At 66.8% G+C, this 16,948-nt stretch carries 12 protein-coding genes; 5 read left to right on the top strand and 7 right to left on the bottom strand.

The genetic code is table 11. The features are described 5' to 3' along the window. Positions 1–99: 99 nt before the first annotated feature. Positions 100–1,293, top strand: coding sequence for a PfkB family carbohydrate kinase (locus tag GFD21_RS04595; protein WP_225431665.1), 1,194 nt, complete (start codon positions 100–102; stop codon positions 1,291–1,293). Positions 1,294–1,483: 190 nt separating this feature from the next. Here GFD21_RS04595 and GFD21_RS04590 read toward each other — a convergent pair whose 3' ends face one another. Next, complete coding sequence (locus tag GFD21_RS04590) at positions 1,484–2,932, bottom strand: InlB B-repeat-containing protein (protein WP_163196769.1); 1,449 nt, start codon at positions 2,930–2,932, stop codon at positions 1,484–1,486. Between the two features lie 545 nt (positions 2,933–3,477). On the opposite strand from GFD21_RS04590, the gene GFD21_RS04585 reads away from it, so the two are divergent. Together GFD21_RS04585 and GFD21_RS04580 are read left to right on the top strand one after the other, a co-directional pair. Next, the gene (locus tag GFD21_RS04585) at positions 3,478–4,758 is read left to right on the top strand and encodes an MFS transporter (protein WP_191996865.1); all 1,281 of its coding nucleotides are present in this window, start codon (positions 3,478–3,480) and stop codon (positions 4,756–4,758) included. Positions 4,759–5,409: 651 nt separating this feature from the next. Next, on the top strand, positions 5,410–5,775 hold the full coding sequence (locus GFD21_RS04580; protein WP_163196767.1) for a VOC family protein: 366 nt from the start codon (positions 5,410–5,412) through the stop codon (positions 5,773–5,775). 42 nt (positions 5,776–5,817) lie between these two features. Here GFD21_RS04580 and GFD21_RS04575 read toward each other — a convergent pair whose 3' ends face one another. Both GFD21_RS04575 and GFD21_RS04570 read right to left on the bottom strand, forming a co-directional pair. Next, entirely contained in the window at positions 5,818–6,366 is a 549-nt protein-coding gene (locus tag GFD21_RS04575; protein WP_191996861.1) for a GNAT family N-acetyltransferase, read from the bottom strand. Between the two features lie 102 nt (positions 6,367–6,468). Continuing rightward, positions 6,469–7,104: an HAD-IA family hydrolase gene (locus tag GFD21_RS04570; RefSeq protein ID WP_163196766.1), complete on the bottom strand. Its 636-nt coding sequence runs from the start codon at positions 7,102–7,104 to the stop codon at positions 6,469–6,471. A 139-nt stretch (positions 7,105–7,243) separates the two neighbouring features. On the opposite strand from GFD21_RS04570, the gene GFD21_RS04565 reads away from it, so the two are divergent. Beyond that, positions 7,244–7,942 (top strand): LysE family translocator, encoded by a 699-nt coding sequence (locus tag GFD21_RS04565; protein ID WP_163196765.1) that lies wholly within the window; start codon positions 7,244–7,246, stop codon positions 7,940–7,942. A 42-nt stretch (positions 7,943–7,984) separates the two neighbouring features. Here GFD21_RS04565 and GFD21_RS11075 read toward each other — a convergent pair whose 3' ends face one another. The 3 genes from GFD21_RS11075 to adhE all read right to left on the bottom strand — a co-directional run bounded on the left by GFD21_RS11075 (position 7,985) and on the right by adhE (position 12,647). Then, positions 7,985–8,329, bottom strand: coding sequence for a hypothetical protein (locus GFD21_RS11075; protein ID WP_225431664.1), 345 nt, complete (start codon positions 8,327–8,329; stop codon positions 7,985–7,987). 192 nt (positions 8,330–8,521) lie between these two features. Next, entirely contained in the window at positions 8,522–9,700 is a 1,179-nt protein-coding gene (locus GFD21_RS04555; RefSeq protein WP_191996860.1) for a lactonase family protein, read from the bottom strand. Between the two features lie 217 nt (positions 9,701–9,917). Further along, a complete protein-coding gene (adhE, locus tag GFD21_RS04550) occupies positions 9,918–12,647 on the bottom strand; it encodes a bifunctional acetaldehyde-CoA/alcohol dehydrogenase (RefSeq protein WP_163196764.1) in 2,730 nt (909 codons plus the stop codon). Between the two features lie 473 nt (positions 12,648–13,120). Here adhE and GFD21_RS04545 point away from each other — a divergent pair, with 473 nt between their 5' ends. After that, complete coding sequence (locus GFD21_RS04545) at positions 13,121–14,251, top strand: ROK family transcriptional regulator (protein WP_191996859.1); 1,131 nt, start codon at positions 13,121–13,123, stop codon at positions 14,249–14,251. A gap of 15 nt (positions 14,252–14,266) precedes the next feature. On the opposite strand, the gene GFD21_RS04540 is transcribed toward GFD21_RS04545, so the two are convergent. Further along, positions 14,267–16,783, bottom strand: a complete 2,517-nt coding sequence (locus GFD21_RS04540) for a glycoside hydrolase family 31 protein (protein ID WP_225431693.1) — start codon at positions 16,781–16,783, stop codon at positions 14,267–14,269. Positions 16,784–16,948 lie beyond the last annotated feature (165 nt).

The raw sequence follows: 16,948 nt of genomic DNA, 5'->3' as shown, positions 1-16,948 counted from the left end.
GAATGGGACCACCGCGACGACCACGCCCGGGCGACGGCCCCGATCGCGTGGTGGCGACCGCAACGGGCGGACGCGGTTCCGGCGGTCAAGGAGGACGTCATGCTTGGATTGAACATCAACGAGGGGACCATGCTGGGCGACCTGCTCGCCAGGAAGAAGGAGGAACGCACGTCGCGCGAACACGGCGCGGACGGCGCGACGCCCGCGGACGCGCCGCGCCCCGCGACGCAGGGGACGCCGGGCGCGCCCCTCGAACACATCCCGTCGGTGATCTCGCTGGGGCAGGTATGGGTCGACATCATGATGGACGTGGACGAGCTGCCCGCGCCCGGCGGCTTCGCGATCTCGAACGCCGCACGCCCGGTCGTCGGCGGCAGCTACCGCGTGCTCGACGCGGTGAGCCGCATGGGCGTGCCCGCCGAACACGCCGGGGTCATCGGCCGGGGCGTGTGGGCGTCGATGATCCGCGAGGCGTACGAACACGACGGGATCGCGCACGTGGGCCCGAGCCGGCTCGACGTGGATTCCGGCTTCCGCCTCGTCTTCCATGACGGCGACGGGCGCAAGACGTTCGTGGCGCGGTACGGCGCGGAGGCGCAGGGCGACGAGAACACGTTCGACGCGCTCGAACCGGATGCCGGCGACGTGGTGCACATCAGCGGCAACACGATGCTCGACCACACCGCGGCCGGCATCGACGAATTCATGCACCGGGCCGGATCCGACCCGAAGGCCCGCCCCTACCAGCTCGTCATCAACCCGACGAACACGTTGAAGCTCGTCAACGACCATCTGCTCGAGGACCTCGTGCTCGCCCGGCCGATCTGGTCGTGCAACCGCCAGGAGGCGACCACGCTGGCCGAACGCCTCGGCGTGGACCTCGGCGAGGCCGGGGCGCTGACGGTCGGCGGCGGGTTCGACCAGGCGATGAACGCGCTGTGCGACGCGCTCGGCAACGCGCTGCGCGCCCCGCTGGTCGTGCGCGCCGGCTCGCGCGGCGCATGGGTGCGCAATCCCGGCGGGGACGTGCTGCACGTGGAGGGCCACCCGACGAAGGGCGTGCACACCCGTTCGGCGGGATCCTGCCACACGGGCGCCATGTGCGCGATGCTCGCGAAGGGCTGGTCGCTGGCCGACGCGGTGGCGATCGCCAACGCCGCGGCCTCGCTCGCCATCCAGCGCCACCACGCCGGCGTGCCCGTCTGCCCGGGTTACGGGGAGGCGGTCTCGCTGGCCGGACTGGCGGCGAAGGGCGGGACCCCGGCGGCCGGAGACGCGGGCCGCGGCGAGTGACGCCGCCATTCCCGTCGATGCGATCAGGCCGTGAGATTCCGGCGGTCATAACCGGCACAGGCCGGCCATGACCGCCGAACATACGTGGAAAGGGGAGGTGTTCCCGAAATCATCGGGAGCACCTCCCCCTTTTTGCGTGTCCTACGCACGCCCTGCACGCCTATGCGCGGCAGGGCGGTTCAGACGTCGGTCACGCGCGGCGACGCTTCACCGCGAGCGCCAGGCCGCCGGCGATGGCTCCGGCGACCGCGACGCCGGCGATGACCGCCACCGAGGAGCCGGTGTTCGACAGCTTCTTGACGGCCTTCTTGGCCGGCTTCTTGGCGGGCGTGGCGGGCGCCGGCTGGGCCGGGGCCTTCTTCCACTGGGCGTAGATGGTCTGGTCGGCGGTGAGCTTCTTGCCGAACTCGAACGCGGTCGTGCCCTCCTTGTCGACGGTCCAGCCGGCGAAGGTGTAGCCGTTGCGGGTCGGGTCGGCGGGCTTGAAGGTCACGCCGTCGGTCGGCACGTACTGGTCCGGCACCGAGGAGCCGCCCTGGGTGTCGAAGGTGAGCTTCTTGGAGACGACGCCCGGCACGTACTCGCCGGCCTTGTACACGGACTCCTGGAAGGCCATGGTGTAGGTGCCGTTGGGGGCGACGTTCAGCGGCGCGGACTCGTAGTAGATGGCGGTGTCGAGGTTCTGTCGCACCACGGTGCCGTTGCCGAGGCCGGAGACGTTCTGCTTGTCCTCCACGTTCGTCCACGAACCGGCGTACAGGTTCGCGGTGCCGTCGAGCTTCTGGGAGGTCAGCGTGAAGTTGTCGGAGGTGATGTAGGCGCCGCCCTGGCCGTCGGCGTACAGCGTGGTGCGGTCGTCGCCGTTGAGGTCGGTGTCGAGCGTCTGCAGCAGGGTGCCGGTGAGCGGCGCGGAGCCTTCGTTGGTGTAGGTGATGGTGTGGCGCAGCTGGCCGGCATCGGTCACCTGGAACAGCTCGACGGTCTTGACCTTGACGTCGCCTTCGCCGGTGAGATGGTTGACGACCTGCACGTCCTTGCGGCCGGCGTTGTCGATGACCTGGTAGCGGACGGCGCCGGTGTTCGTGGACAGCTTCTTGTAGTCGCCGTTGTTGTTGCGGTACAGCCAGGAGGTGGAGGACTCGCCCTTCTGGAAGGCGTACGTGTAGGAGTCGTTGCCCTGCGTGATGACGTTGCTGAACAGGATCGCGGGGACCTGGCGGCCTTCGTACTGCGGGCAGTTCGTCGTCACGGTGAACGTCATGTTGTCGCGGTGGAACGTGTTCGTCACCGGCAGCGGGCATTCGGCGGTGCCCTCGTCCGGCGTGGCGCTCGGGGTGTTGTCCTGCGGCGTCTGCTGCGGCGTCTGGGCGTTCTGCTGCGCGTCGCCGTCGCCCTGCGCCGGCTGCTGTTCGGCGGTGGATCCGCCCTGCTGCCCGGTCGCGGATCCGTCCTGTCCGGCCGATTCGGACTGCTGGCCGGCGGCCGGCTGATCGCCGGTCGCGCCGTCGCCTTCGGTCGTGATGGTCGTGTCCGACCGGCCTTCGGCCGCGGCCGGTTCGGCGAACGCGACCGGGGCGCTCAGGCCCGCGGTCAGCAATGCGACCGCTGCGACGATCGCCGCCTTGTTCATCTTCTTCATCTGATACCCCTTCTTCGGTGTGCATATGCGGCATTGGAATGCCCCGGCGCACTGATTCGGAAACCACTGTCTGTTATGCGTGCCGGTGGCGTAACCGCCGATACGTGAGGGGATACAGGACATCAACACTGCATATGCCGCTCCCCTTACGCGGCATTGTACATCCCCGATAGTTCCCTGCATAGATGCTGAATCATCCCCGTAACCATCATGAAAACAACGTATTCGTCACCGGCAGGCCGCCCTCCATCCGCCACCCCGCAGCACCGGAAGTCCTCGTCCACGGAACCAGACCGTCCGTGCTCCCCTGCAACGGCAACGTTTTCGACGGCTCCACCCACAGGGCGGGACCGGGAACACAGCGGAGGCACGACTATGTCGCGCAACGGGTGGAGGATGCCACGGAACCGTGATCGGACCAAGGGGCCGCATCGATAATTCATCCTGCGTTCATCTTGTGCGGGCCCGCCCTCTCGGCCGCCTCCCCTACGATTGGAGCCGATTCAACCGTAGGGAGAACACGCATCATGTCCCAGAACGCCGCCATGCCGACACCGCAAGCCGCCGCGACCGCGACTCCGTCCGCCACGGCGAAACTCACGCCACGCGAGAAGAAGTGGATCGTCTACGACGTGGGCAACTCGGCGTTCGTGCTGCTGTCGACGGCCGTCGTGCCGATCTACGCGAAGTCGCTGATGCCGGCCGACGGCAACATCGTGTCCGCGTGGGGCTACGCGCAGACCATCGCCTCGCTGGTGATCGCGCTGCTCATGCCGCTGCTCGGTTCGATCGCCGACGTGCAGGGCATGAAGATCAGGTTCTTCCTCGGGTTCTTCGGCACCGGCGTGGTCACCTGCGCGGCGCTCGCGCTGCCGCTGACCTGGCTGCCGTTCCTCATCGTGTACGTGCTGGCGACGATCGGCCTGAACGGCTCGCTCACCTTCTACGATTCGATGCTCATCGACACCACGTCGAACGAGCGCATGGACAAGGTCTCGTCGCACGGCTACGGCTGGGGGTACGTGGGGTCCACGATCCCGTTCATCGCGTGCATCGCGCTGATCTTCGGCGGGCCGGCGCTGTTCGGCTGGTCGACGGCCGCATGCACGCGCGCCACGTTCGTCATCACCGCCGCATGGTGGGTGGCGTTCACGATCCCGCTGCTGACCAGCTACCGGCAGGTGCACTACCGTGCGACCCGCGACCATACGCGCGAGGCGGTGCGCGGCACGTTCGCCGAGCTCGGCGGCACGCTGCGCAAGCTCGTGAGGAACAAGCCGCTGTGGATGTTCATGGTCGCGTTCTTCTTCTACATCGACGCGGTGAACACGGTGATCTCGATGAGCACCTCGTACGGCACCGAGCTCGGCATCGATTCGACGCAGCTGGTGGTGGCGCTGCTCGTCACCCAGTTCGTCGCGTTCCCGTGCGCGATCCTCTACGGGCGTCTGGCCGGCCGGTTCGGCTGCAAGCCGATGATCGTCGCAGCCGTGATCGCCTACATGTGCATCGTGTTCTTCGCCGCGTTCTTCCTGCGCTCGGCCGTGCAGTTCTGGATCCTCGCGATCCTGGTCGGCATGTTCCAGGGCGGCATCCAGGCGCTCTCCCGCTCCTACTACGGCAAGATCATCCCCAAGGAGCACGCCAACGAGTACTACGGCCTGTACGACATCTTCGGCAAGACCGCGAGCATCATCGGCACGTTCCTCGTCGCGACCACCACCTCGATCACCGGCAACGCGTCGCTCGGCGTCCTCTCCATCGCGATCCTTCTCGCCGTCGCCCTCATCTTCCTCACGCTCCAGAAGGACCCGACCAGGAACTGACGCCCCGTTCCGAATCATCCGGATTCGCCACACGACCCGATGGAGGCTTGTTCCCCGCCTAGGCGCGAAAATCAAGACCCCCTCAACCCGGCGCAGGCCCGTTTCATGGTTGCGTGCGAGGATTACGGCCTCCCCCAATCCTGCGGAGGCGGGTTTTCGACTTGAGGGAGAACACGGTTCCAGGACGGGCCATGGGGCATACGGTCCAAGCTCGCACAAAACCGCCGTTTTCCAATGAATCACCGGCCCGGCCGATATCGCACTCAACCACGATCCGGCCGTTTACGACATTGGGTGCCGCACCGGTCTCTCCCCTAACTTGCAAAACGGGCGAACGCAGGTTGAGGGGAAGTCGATTCCTCTCACCCAACCCGGAAAATGAGACGGCACGGGTTGAGGGAGAGGCTTCCGCCCGTCCCCCGGCCCGAGAACCCCGCCCATCACCGGCCTGGCCGCCTGCATCGTCGGGCTCAAACCCGTCGATCGGCGGACGGCATCACGGGCCGCCGTATCATGCCACGCCTCACATGGAGCATCAACCCCAACCAGGATCGATGCTCCATGCGTCGCGGCGATTCGCCGGCACTAGACTGAATGACGACGGGATCGGGCGTCGGCGCCCGACCGCAGGCCAGTCATAAGGAGGCTGTCATGATCGATCATGTCGGATTGTTCGTCAAGGACGCGAACGAACGTGCGGGATTCTACGAGAAACTGCTGGCGCCGTTGGGGTATGCGAAGAAGCATGAGTTCCCGGGCGCCGTGTGCTTCGCGAACGATGCGGACGGCGACAGCGTGTGGATCCAGTCGCCGAAGGGCGGCAACCCGATCGTCCCGTCGCATCTGGCGTTCCGCGCCGCCGATCAGGACGCCGTCAAGGCGTTCCACGCGGCCGGTCTCGCCGCCGGCGGCACGGACAACGGCCAGCCCGGCCCACGCCCGAACTACGGCCCGACCTATTACGCCGCGTTCATCCACGACCCGGACGGCAACAACATCGAAGCCTGCCTGCAGTAGCGGCATAGCGGCGTGCCGGACTGGGCGAAGGGTTCCATCGGCTCACATCCGTCGAAACTCTTCGTCCAGCATCGCGTATTCCAACTCATCCTCCCAATGCGTTCCGTCATCACTCAGATATTTCACTTTCCGGACGTAATGGGCCTCTCGACGCAAACCGCATTTCTCCATCACCTTCCATGAGCCGATGTTGTCCGGATGACAAAGCGCGCATACGCGATGGACCCGCATCACGTCAAAACAGTATCCAAGCAAAGATCTGATGATTTCCGTAGCATACCCCTTGCCCCACTCGGAGCGCACGAGCAGCCATCCGAGCATCGCGGTGTCGTTTCCATAATCCATGTGGATTCTCGCCCGTCCGATTTTCCTCGAATCGGCCTTGGCGATCACCGCCATCTCATAATTCATTTGCGGGCACACGTCCCAATCGGATACCACCTGCCTTGTATGCGCCCTGATTTCCTCATCCGTCAGCCGGCCGCACGGCATGAACATCATGATGTCGGAATCACCGTACAGTTCGGAGATGATGTCCTCATCATCAAGCGTGAACGGCCGCATGACGAGCCGTTGTGTCTCCAGCACCATTTTCCGTGTCATTCCTTGTCTCCCATCGTCAATCTTCCTGAACCCGCCTATCGGAGCAACATCTCACCATGGCATCGTTCCGCTGCGATGTTCCGGCCTAGGCTACGCGAACAACCGCGCGCGCAGCGAGGCGGCGTCGGTGAAGCGGATGCCGGTCAGGCCGGGGACGGCGGCGGCCGCGGCGTCGGTGTTGCGTTGCTTGTCGTCGACGAACGCCGCACATGCCGGATCGATGCCGAAGCGGGCTACGGCGCGGCGGTATATCTCCGGGTCGGGTTTGTGGATGCGTTCCGCGCTGGAGACGACGACGTCGCGCAGCGGTCCCAGTGCGGGGAACAGTTCGCGGGCGGCGTCCACGTATTTCACGGTGAAGTTCGTCAACCCCCAGCAGCGCACTCCGGCCTCGTCGAGGTCGCGCAGCAGTCCGGCCATGCCGGGCAGCATGCCGGTGAGCGCGAGCCGCTGGCGCACGAAATACGTGCGGAACGCCGCAAGTTCCGACGATTCGGCCGCGTGGTGCGCGGCGTAGTCGGCGAGGATGCGTTCCTCGCCCCACCCGAGGTCGGACAGTTCGTCGTAATGCCAGAATCCGTATGGGTCGTCGCGGTCGAACAGCCGGTCGGCGACGTCGGACGGCACCACGCCGTCGACGGCGGCTCGCGGCCGCCAGTCGACCAGCACGTCGCAGAAATCGAAGATCACATCGTCGTATGCGGGACGCACGGGGGAAACGCTCATACGCGACACCGTACACCCACGCCGTCGCGCGAGACGGCGCGCGTCCGCCGCAATCCGGGGGCGATACAGTGGACCGAAAACCTATGGGTCACGGGGCGCGACCGGGGACGCGGTCGGCCGGCGGAAAGGGAGACGGGATATGACGTACATGCAGGCGTTGCTGGGGTTCGCGCTGGTGGCGGGTTCGATGGCCCTGCTGCCGGGATTGGACATGATGATGGTGGTCAACGAGACCATCAATTCGACGCGTAGGCGCGGCATAGCGGCGGCGTGCGGCATCTCGTTCGGCGTGTTCGCGTGGGCGGTGGCCGCCTCGGTCGGCCTCGCCGCGATCATCAACGCGTTCCCGCTCGCCTATGACGCGATCCGTCTGCTCGGCGGCCTGTACCTGTGCTATCTGGCGTTCAGTCTCGTCCGCAGGCCGAAGGACGGCAAGGCCGGGACTCCGGCGGGAACGGAATCGTCCGAACCGGCGGCGGCAGTCATGGACGGGAACGCCGGACGCGGCCCGTTCGCCTCCCCCATCGTCTCCTCGTTCGTACGCGGGTTCCTCACCGACTTGTTCAACCCGAAGATCGGCGTGTTCTACATCGCCGTCATCCCGCAGTTCCTCGTGCCGGGCGTCGATCACCTGCGGATGGGCGTCTCGCTGGGGCTCATCCATTTCGTCGAGAGCATGATGGTGCTCGTCACGCTCGCCTGCATGGCCGCGTTCTTCGCCGGCAGGCTCAGGTCGGGACGTTCGCGCCGCGTGCTGAGCCTGGTGTCGGCCGGCATCATGGCCGTGTTGGGCGGCGTGACCGTCACCGAGGCGATCCGCAGCCGTCTGGCCGCCTGATCGGACCGGCGCCCGCGCGTCCTCGGCGGCGCCCGTGACGGCTCAGCGGCCGAGCAGGCCGGAGATCTGGCCGATGACGTCGCCGGGCAGCCCCGCCTGTTCGGCGATCGCACCGAGGTCGAGGTTCGCGCCCTGCTCCTGGATCATGCCGGCCACGTTCCCGATCTGGTCGGCGGAGATGTGTTCCTCGGCCAATGCGGTCAGGTCGCCGAGCTGTTCCGCGTTGAGATGGTCGCCGGCGAACTGTGCTATCTCGCCGAGCTGCCCGGCGTCGAATTGTTCCGTCACCGCCGCCGGCAGGTCGCCGATCGCGCTCAGATCGACGCCGCCGACCACATCCCCCAATGCGCCGCCCACCAGATTCCTGATGCCGTCGAACAGCCCCATGCCATACCCCTTCGTGTAGTCGGTCGGTATGGGACGCCCGCACCGACCGTCCCATACGGCGCAGCGGCCCGCCGCACCTCCGCCGTCCACTGTATCCGATGTCGGCATGGTGCGCGACGGCCCCCGCTGTGACCTTGCTCATGCCCGGCGCCCCGCAGCGCCGCCGGACCGCCGCGTCTCGCCGCGATCGCGTCAGGACCGCGCCGGAAGCGGCAGGACGGTGGTGGGCGAGCCGACGGGCAGCGTGGCGCGCGGCACCGGTTCGCCGTCCGGGGCGATATGGAACACCGTCAGATCGTCCGACACCTCGTTCGCCGCGACGACGAACCGGCCGATCGCACGCAGGTGGCGAGGGCGGCTGCCGCCGCTGGACACGCCGCGGCCGCGCCAGCCGGGCGCATCCGGATCGGCGAGGCGGTGCAGCCGCGCACCGTCCCAGCGCAAGGCGACGATGCGCTCGGAGCCGCGCAGACCCACGTAGGCCATGCCGGCGCACGGGCCGCCCGCATCGTCGGAATCCGGCACGAAGGCCAACGACGCGGCCTGATCGCCGTCATCCCCGCCCAGATCGACGGTCCGCAGCACCGCGATGCCGTCCGCCGCCGCTGTGGCGGGATCATCTTCGCGCGGTCCCAGCAACGTGACCGTATCGCCCCATTCATCGACGACGGCCACGCGCCATGCGCCGTCGCGTGAGGGCAGCGGATGCATGTCGCGCGGACCGGTGCCCGGCGCAAGCTCCACCGATCCCGTGCGCACGAGCATGCCGTCGCGCCAACGGTGCACGTGGATGCGGTCCGCGCCCAGGTCGGTACTCAGCACGCGGCCGTCGGGCAGGGCGAGCGCCCAGTGCGCGTGCGGCCCCTCCTGGGCGGGCAACGGGCCATGCCCCTCGCCGTACAGCACCTGCCCGGCCGGGCCCAGCCCGCCGTCCCCGCCGATCGGGAACACGCAGATGGCGCCGCCGACGTAGCAGGCGGCGATCGCGTGCTTCGCGCCGCGGTCGTCCACGGCGACCGTCACGTGCGTGGGGCCGGCGCTGGGCACGGGCACGCGCGAGACCAGGTCGAGACGCGGGCCGTCGGCGGTGCGTTCGAGGCGCAGTGCGGCGAGTTCGTCGCTGTTCTCCAGCACGGCGTACACCATGCCGCCGTCACGTTCCATCCATGAGGGCGAGGGCAGGTCGGACAGCAGTCCGGCGCGTTCCAGCCGGACCGTCGGCGTCGACGCGTCCGTATCCCCGTCCGCGAGTCCGCCCGCGAGTCCGCCCGCGAGTCCGCCCGCATGCAATATGTATCGTTCGATTCCCGGGCTGTGCGATCCCTGCAGGGCGCCGAACCCGCCCACCAGCACATCGATGTCTTCGCTCATGGTCCTTAAGTGTAGGAAACGGCCGCAGGCGCGGGCGGCCGGTTCCCGCGTCGCGGGATGGACGCCGCCCGAACGGGAACGGGCGCGAACATGAACAAGGCTCCCGACCGAATCATTTCGGTCGGGGGCCTTGTTCATGTCATGCGGAAGATGGATCGTCACCGCCCGGTCCGTCCCGCCGGTCCCGTCATCGGGGACCGGCGGGACGGGATCCGGCTCAGCGCTCGGAGGCCTCCTCGGTGGCGGCCTCGCCCTCGCGCTCGACGCGGATCTTGTGGCCGTCGGCCTGGGAGACGCCGTAGTAGGCGGCCACGGCGATGTCCTTCATGTCGTTGATCAGCGGGATGCGCGGGTTGGCCGGCGTGCACTGGTCCTCGTAGGCGCGCATGCCGATCTGGTCGAGGACGCTCCAGAAGTAGTCCTCGTCCACGCCGCACTCCTGGAAGCTCTTGTTCATGCCGAGCTTGTTGTCGCGGTAGTCCTCGACGGCCTTCGCCAGGTTCTCGACGGCCTCGGCCGGGGTCTTGCCCGGGTCGATGCCGAGGTTGACGGCGATGTCGCGGTAACGCTCGTCGGCGATGTACTTGTTGTACTTCGGCCACGAGGTCGGCTCCTCCGGCACCTGGCCGTTGTAGCGGATCACGTACGGCAGCAGGATGGAGTTGGTGCGGCCGTGCGCGATGTGGCACAGGGCGCCGATGGTGTGGGCCATGCCGTGGCACATGCCGAGGAACGCGGAGCCGAACGCCATGCCGGCCATGGTGGCGGCGTTGTGCATCTTCTCCTGCGCGTTGGTCTTCTCCAGGCCCGGCTCGCCGTTGACGGACTCGGCCAGGTTGTCCCAGATGAGCTTGGCGGCGTGCAGGGCCATGCCGTCGGTGAAGTCGTTCGCGTACACGGACACGTAGGCCTCGAAGCTGTGGGTCAGGGCGTCGAAGCCGGCGTCGGAGGCGAGCTTGCGCGGCTGGGTGCGGGCCAGGACCGGGTCCACGATCGCGACGGACGGGGTGAGCGCGTAGTCGGTGATCGGGTACTTGTAGCCGGTCTTGTGGTCGGTGATGACCGCGAACGGCGTGACCTCGGAGCCGGTGCCGGAGGAGGTCGGGATGCACACGAGCTTGGCCTTCTTGCCCAGCGGCGGGATCTTGAACGCGCGCTTGCGGATGTCGAAGAACTTCTCGCGCACGTCGGAGAAGGAGATCTCCGGGTGCTCGTAGAGCAGCCACATGATCTTGGAGGCGTCCATCGGGGAGCCGCCGCCGACCGCGATGATCGTGTCCGGCTCGAACTCCTCGCGCATCATCTCGGCGCCCTTCTCGACGGTCTCGACCGAGGGCTCCGGCTCGACGTAGTCGATGATGCGGAAGGTGACGCGGTTGGAACGGGCGCGCAGCTGGTCGATGATCTTGTCGACGATGCCGAGCTGCTCCATGACCTTGTCGCACACGATGACGGCCTTCTCGATGCCGTACATGTCGCGCAGGTACTTGATCGCGTTCGGCTCGAAGTAGGTCTTGGCCGGGATCTTGAACCACTGCATGTTGTTGTTCCTCCGAGCGATGCGCTTGATGTTGACCAGGTTCACGGCCTGCACGTTGCCGGACACCGAGTTGCCGCCGTAGGAGCCGCAGCCCAGGGTCAGCGACGGGGCGATGGCGTTGTAGATGTCGCCGATGCCGCCGAGGGAGGACGGCTGGTTCCAGATGATGCGGCAGGCGTGCATCCGCAGGCCGTACTCGCGCACGAGATCCTGGTTGTTGGTGTGGATGGCGGCGGTGTGGCCGGCGCCCAGCTTGAGCATGGCCTCGCACATCTCGAACGCCTGCTCCTTGTCGTCGGCCTTGAGGACGGCCTGCACCGGGGCGAGCTTCTCGTGGGTGAGCGGCTCGTCGTCGGAGACCTCGGAGCATTCGGCGGCGAGGATGGTCGCGTCGGCGGGGATTTCGAAGCCGGCGGCCTTGGCGATGTACTGCGGGGACTTGCCCGGCACCACGGAGTTGAGCTTCGGGGTCTGGCCGGAACCGGCGGTGCAGCCGAACATGTACTGCTCGAGCTTGGCCTTCTCCTCCTTGTTCACGAAGTAGGCCTTGCGGCGCTTCAACTCGGCGACCAGACGGTCGTAGACGTCCTTGTGGGCGATGATGGCCTGCTCGGTGGCGCAGATCATGCCGTAGTCGAAGTGCTTGGACAGGACCAGGTCGTTGGCGGCGCGCACGACGTCCACGTCGGAGTCGACGTAGGCCGGGGCGTTGCCGGCGCCGACGCCGAGGGCCGGCTTGCCGGAGGAGTACGCGGCCTTGACCATGCCCGGGCCGCCGGTGGCGAGGATCGTGGCGACGCCGTCGTGCTTCATGAGCGCGCCGGTCGCCTCGATGGACGGGTGCTCGATCCACTGGATGCAGTTCTCCGGGGCGCCGGCCTCGATGGCGGCGTCGCGCACGATGCGCGCGGCCTCGACGGAGCACTTCTGCGCGCCCGGGTGGAAGCCGAAGACGATCGGGCAGCGGGTCTTCAGGGCGATCAGGGACTTGAAGATCGCGGTGGAGGTCGGGTTGGTGACCGGGGTGACGCCCGCGACCACGCCCACCGGCTCGGCGACCTCGTCGATGCCCATGACGTCGTCCTCGCGGATGATGCCGACGGTCTTCTGGCCCGCCAGGTAGTTGGTCACGTGCTCGCACGCGAAGATGTTCTTCGTGGCCTTGTCCTCCACGAGGCCGCGGCCGGTCTCGTCAACGGCCATCTTCGCCAGCACGAGGTGCTTGTTCAGCGCGGCGACGGACGCCTTCGCCACGATGTGGTCGACCTGCTTCTGGTCGAGCTTCTCGAACTCGGCCAGGGCCTTGAGGCCCTTGGCGACGAGGGCGTCGACCTCGGCCTGCGCGGCGGCCTGCTTCTCCTCCGGGCTCGGCTTGGTGGGAGCCTCGGTCTTCTTTGCTTCTGCCATGAATCCTCCTCGATTTGCTTGAGCAAATTCGTTGCTGGAATCTCCCGCCGCTGGGGCGGACATCGGTCAGCCAACTCAACTTCGCGTTTCTTTGTGGCCTGGGTCACAATATAACGAATCGGACAACAAGCCGCATGCGCACAAAATCGACGGCGTTTCGCGTGTGATTTTGGTATGTATTTGTGCGATTCTGTAAGAATAAGCGCACAAATACACCCAAAACTCAGATATTTGATACTTTTTGTTCACTTTTCAGCGAAAATCACACTCCTGCGAAAGGTCGTACCTTACAACTTATTGAAAATGTTTTTCTAAAAGTATCCACGACACATGCACATACACAAAGACGATTACCAAAAGCGTGGCGACTCGGCCCGCGCCATTCCGCCGCGCATGCCACGCCACGCCCGCCAATATGCGAAATCACTTTTATAAAAGTACACTGCAATCAACGCATCCAATGGAGGTTCCGTATGAAGGCTATGCCATCGACGGCGGTGAAGACGCACAACCGCATCGCCATGACCCAATACCTGTACCACCATGAGCACGTCACCAAACAGGAGATCGAACGGGAACTGGGGCTGAGCCTGCCCACCATCACGCAGAACCTGCGCGCGCTCGAACAGGACGGCATCATCCGGCAGGGCGAACTGCAGAGCTCCACGGGCGGGCGCAAGGCGCGCGGCTACGAGTTCAACCCGGACCACCGCACCGCCATCGGCGTGGCCATGCGCGCCAACGAGGTGCGCATGTGCGCGGTGGACCTCAACGGCGCCGTCGTCGAGCGGCTCGAACGCACGCTCCCCTACCGCAACGCCAACGTCTACTACCAGCGCATCGGCGCCGTCATCGAGAACTTCGCCGCCGAGGTGGAGAAGCGGCACGGCGCGGTGCTCGGCGTCTCCTTCTCCATCCAGGGCATCGTCTCCCCCGACGGCGAGACGATCACGTTCGGCAACATCATGCGCAACACCGGGCTCACGCTCGAGACGATCGCGCAGTCCGTGCACCGCCCGTGCATGATGATCCACGACTCCGACGCGTCCGCGATGGCGGAGCTCTGGTTCGACCATACGCTCACCGACGCCGTATGCGTCTACCTCGAACGCCGCCCCGGCGGCGCCGTGATCGTGAACGGCAAGCTGTACCAGGGCCCGAACATGTGCAATGGCGCCATCGAGCACATGACGCTCGTGCCGGGCGGGCGCGAATGCTACTGCGGCAACCGCGGCTGCATGGACCCGTACTGCTCCCCCGAATCGCTGCCGGAGGACTACGAGTCGATCCCCGGCTTCTTCAGCGTGCTCGAACAGGGCGAGCGCCACCACCGCGAGCGCATGAACGAGTGGCTCGACTACGTGGCGCAGGCCATCGTCAACGCGAGGTCCGTCATCGCCGGCGATGTGATCGTCGGCGGCGAGGCCTCGCAGTATCTCGAGGATTCCGACATCGAGGACCTCAAACGCCGCGTCGTCGAGCGCAGCCCGTTCGGCACGGAGCGGTTCACCCTGCGCCGCAGCTACCGCGCCGAGGATCAGACGATCATCGGCGCGGCGCTCAGATACGTGGAGACCTATCTGGCCGAGATCTGTGGCGAGTGACGCATTTCACGCGCCTCAGGCGCGCGTGAGGACCTCGGCGAGCGCCTGGATCACCGGCTGGGGCATGTGCGAGTCGAATTCGCGGCTCTCGTCCACGCCGTGCAGGTCCTCGATGGTGTGCAGCGCCGGCAGCGCGTCCCGCCCGAGCTCCTTGACCATCGCGTAGGCGGTCTCCTTGGTGAGGTAGAGCATCTGCGCGTCCTTGAGCACGGCGAACGCGTCCTCGACCACGGTGTCGCCGGCGAGCGGCAGACCGGCGGCGAACGTCACCGTGAGGCCGTCCGCGGCGGCGGCGCCGGCGACGCGCACGACGACGCTCAGCGTCGCCGCGTCGTAGCCGACTTCGGCTGTGACCGTGCGTCCGGCGGACGTGACGGCGACGTTCGCGGCGTCGGCACCGATCGCGGCCGCGTCGACGCCGCGCAGGACGATCGTCCAGTCGCGCGCCTCGGGCACGACGTCGGCGGCGCCGGCGACCGGCGAGACCGTGAATATCGCGGCGTGGCCGCCGTCGGAGGCGCCGTCGTCGAGGTCCAGCGACAGTTCGGTCGATGCCCAGCGCACGGACGCCTCGGGCGCGCCGTCGTCCTCCCACAGCGTGAACGACCCGCTCGCGCCCGGGAAGGCGACCACGCGCAGGGACTTCGGATTCGCGATCGAGTTGAGGTCGCCCTCGTCGCCGTTCTCCGGCACCTCCTGCAGCGGCACGATCGCTCCCGCCTTCGCGAAGACGGGGATGCGGTCGAGCGCGCGCCACGCCTCGATGCGGCGGCCGGAGGCCGGACGCGACTCGTAACGGCGTCCGTCGAAGAAGTCGAACCACGTGCCCTGCGGCAGCCACACGTCGGCCTTCGCGCGCTGGACGCTCTTCTCGGCCGGATCGACGATCGGGGCGACGAGCAGTTCGGTGCCGAAGCGGAACTCGTCGACGAGTTTGTACGCGTCGCGGATCTCCGGCCAGTCCCAGTAGAGCGGCTGGACGAGCGGCTCGCCCTCGTAGGCGGCGCGGCGATTCATCGTGTACAGGTACGGGATCATCGCGTGGCGCAGGCGCAGCGCGGCGGTCATCGCGGCGGCCGTGTCGCCGTGGAAGTTCCACGGCTCCTTGCCGTTGAACGGCGAGTCGGTGGAGTGCAGGCGGTTGATCGGGCTGAACGCGCCGAGCTGGTACCAGCGCGCTTCGAGCTCCTCGTCGCGGTAGCCGAACATGTGGCCGCCGATGTCGTGGCTCCACCAGCCGTAGCCGATGTTGGAGGCGGTGGCGGTGAATTCGGGCTGGAACTTCAGCGAATCCCAGTTGACGACGGTGTCGCCGGAGAAGCCGATCGGATAGCGGTGCGAGCCGGGGCCGGCGTAGCGGGAGAAGGTGAGCGGGCGCGGGTTGCGCGCGGCGTAGTCGCTGCCGTCGGCGCGCGCCGAGTCGAGGTAGTGCAGGTGGTTCAAGCCCCACAGCGGGTCGAGGCCGGGCTGGCGGGTGGTGCCGCCCTGCTGCCAGTCGAGCCACCAGAAGTCGACGCCCTCGTCCTCCATCGGGTGGTGGAGCTTGTCGAAGTAAACCTCCATGAACTTCGGATCGGTGAGGTCGAACTGCACGGCCTCTTGCGTCTCCGGGTCGATGCCCATCGCCTCGGCGAGCTCCAGGTAGCGCTCCTCGAACGCGCGCACGCCGTCCTTCGGATGCACGTTGAGCGTGATCTTCATGCCCTGTTCGTGCAGCCACGCCATGAAGCGCTTCGGATCGGGGAAGAACGCCTTGTTCCACGTGTAACCGGTCCAGCCGGAGCCGTACTTCGGGTCCACGTCGTCGACGAGGTGCCAGTCCATGTCGACCACGGCGGTGGTGAACGGCAGGCCCTCCTTCTTGAACCGTTCGACGAGCGTCATGTACTCGCCTTCGGTGTAGCGGTGGTAGCGGCTCCACCAGTTGCCGAGCGTGAAGCGCGGCAGCAGCGGGGTCGGGCCGGTCAGACGGTACAGGTCGTGCACGGCCTCGCGGTAGCGGTGGCCGTAGGCGAACAGGTAGAAGTCGGTGGTGGGCTCGCTCTTCGGCGTCACCCACGTGCCGAACGGGTTCTCCTTGCCGTTGACGGTTGTGGTTTCGCGGATGATGTTCGAGCGCGAATCGTCGATGACGGCCCAGCCGTCGGTGCCGTTGACGCCGGGGCCGACGGGGATGCGGCCGTTCGCGAAGTCGAGGGTGCGCGCGGTGCCGCCGAGGTTGCGCATCTGGTCGTCGCCGTAGTGCCACGTGTTGTCGATGGCCTTGACGTTCTTGATGGTGGCGTACAGGCCCTCCTTGCTGAACGGGGCCTGGTTGTAGGAGATGTGGAGCGACGGCGTATCGATCTCCAGCCATCCGTCGCGTTCGGTGACGCTGAAGGACGGGTTCTCGCCGCCGAAGTCGCGGTTGAGCACGGATTGCGTGGCGTCGTCGACGAAGCGGCCCGAATCGGACCATTCGAAGCGGATCAGCGATTCGGTGATGACGCCGATGCGCCACCGGTCTCCCTGGATGACGCGGTCCGGGTCCATGGCCGGATGCGCGCCGAGCGTATCGAGCGAGAAGAGATTGCGGTCTACCACGTGGAACTCCTTTGGTCGTGTGTCGTGTATCGCCTGACCCTTACGATAATAGCGCTTGCATAATATGCGCCACACGATCAAAAATCGCAATTTCATTCTGTGGAATATCAATAT

This window comes from Bifidobacterium platyrrhinorum (genome assembly GCF_010667645.1).
GTDB lineage: Bacteria > Actinomycetota > Actinomycetes > Actinomycetales > Bifidobacteriaceae > Bifidobacterium > Bifidobacterium platyrrhinorum.
The sequence above is the reverse complement of the archived record's forward strand: the minus strand, read 5'-3'. Positions and strand labels throughout refer to the sequence as shown.

Coding starts and splice junctions, on each gene's coding strand:
- GFD21_RS04595 (WP_225431665.1), top strand. CDS start 100: ATGCTTGGATTGAACATCAACGAGGGGACCATGCTGGGCGACCTGCTC.
- GFD21_RS04590 (WP_163196769.1), bottom strand. CDS start 2,932: ATGAAGAAGATGAACAAGGCGGCGATCGTCGCAGCGGTCGCATTGCTG.
- GFD21_RS04585 (WP_191996865.1), top strand. CDS start 3,478: ATGCCGACACCGCAAGCCGCCGCGACCGCGACTCCGTCCGCCACGGCG.
- GFD21_RS04580 (WP_163196767.1), top strand. CDS start 5,410: ATGATCGATCATGTCGGATTGTTCGTCAAGGACGCGAACGAACGTGCG.
- GFD21_RS04575 (WP_191996861.1), bottom strand. CDS start 6,366: ATGGTGCTGGAGACACAACGGCTCGTCATGCGGCCGTTCACGCTTGAT.
- GFD21_RS04570 (WP_163196766.1), bottom strand. CDS start 7,104: ATGAGCGTTTCCCCCGTGCGTCCCGCATACGACGATGTGATCTTCGAT.
- GFD21_RS04565 (WP_163196765.1), top strand. CDS start 7,244: ATGACGTACATGCAGGCGTTGCTGGGGTTCGCGCTGGTGGCGGGTTCG.
- GFD21_RS11075 (WP_225431664.1), bottom strand. CDS start 8,329: ATGGGGCTGTTCGACGGCATCAGGAATCTGGTGGGCGGCGCATTGGGG.
- GFD21_RS04555 (WP_191996860.1), bottom strand. CDS start 9,700: ATGAGCGAAGACATCGATGTGCTGGTGGGCGGGTTCGGCGCCCTGCAG.
- adhE (WP_163196764.1), bottom strand. CDS start 12,647: ATGGCAGAAGCAAAGAAGACCGAGGCTCCCACCAAGCCGAGCCCGGAG.
- GFD21_RS04545 (WP_191996859.1), top strand. CDS start 13,121: ATGAAGGCTATGCCATCGACGGCGGTGAAGACGCACAACCGCATCGCC.
- GFD21_RS04540 (WP_225431693.1), bottom strand. CDS start 16,783: ATGGACCCGGACCGCGTCATCCAGGGAGACCGGTGGCGCATCGGCGTC.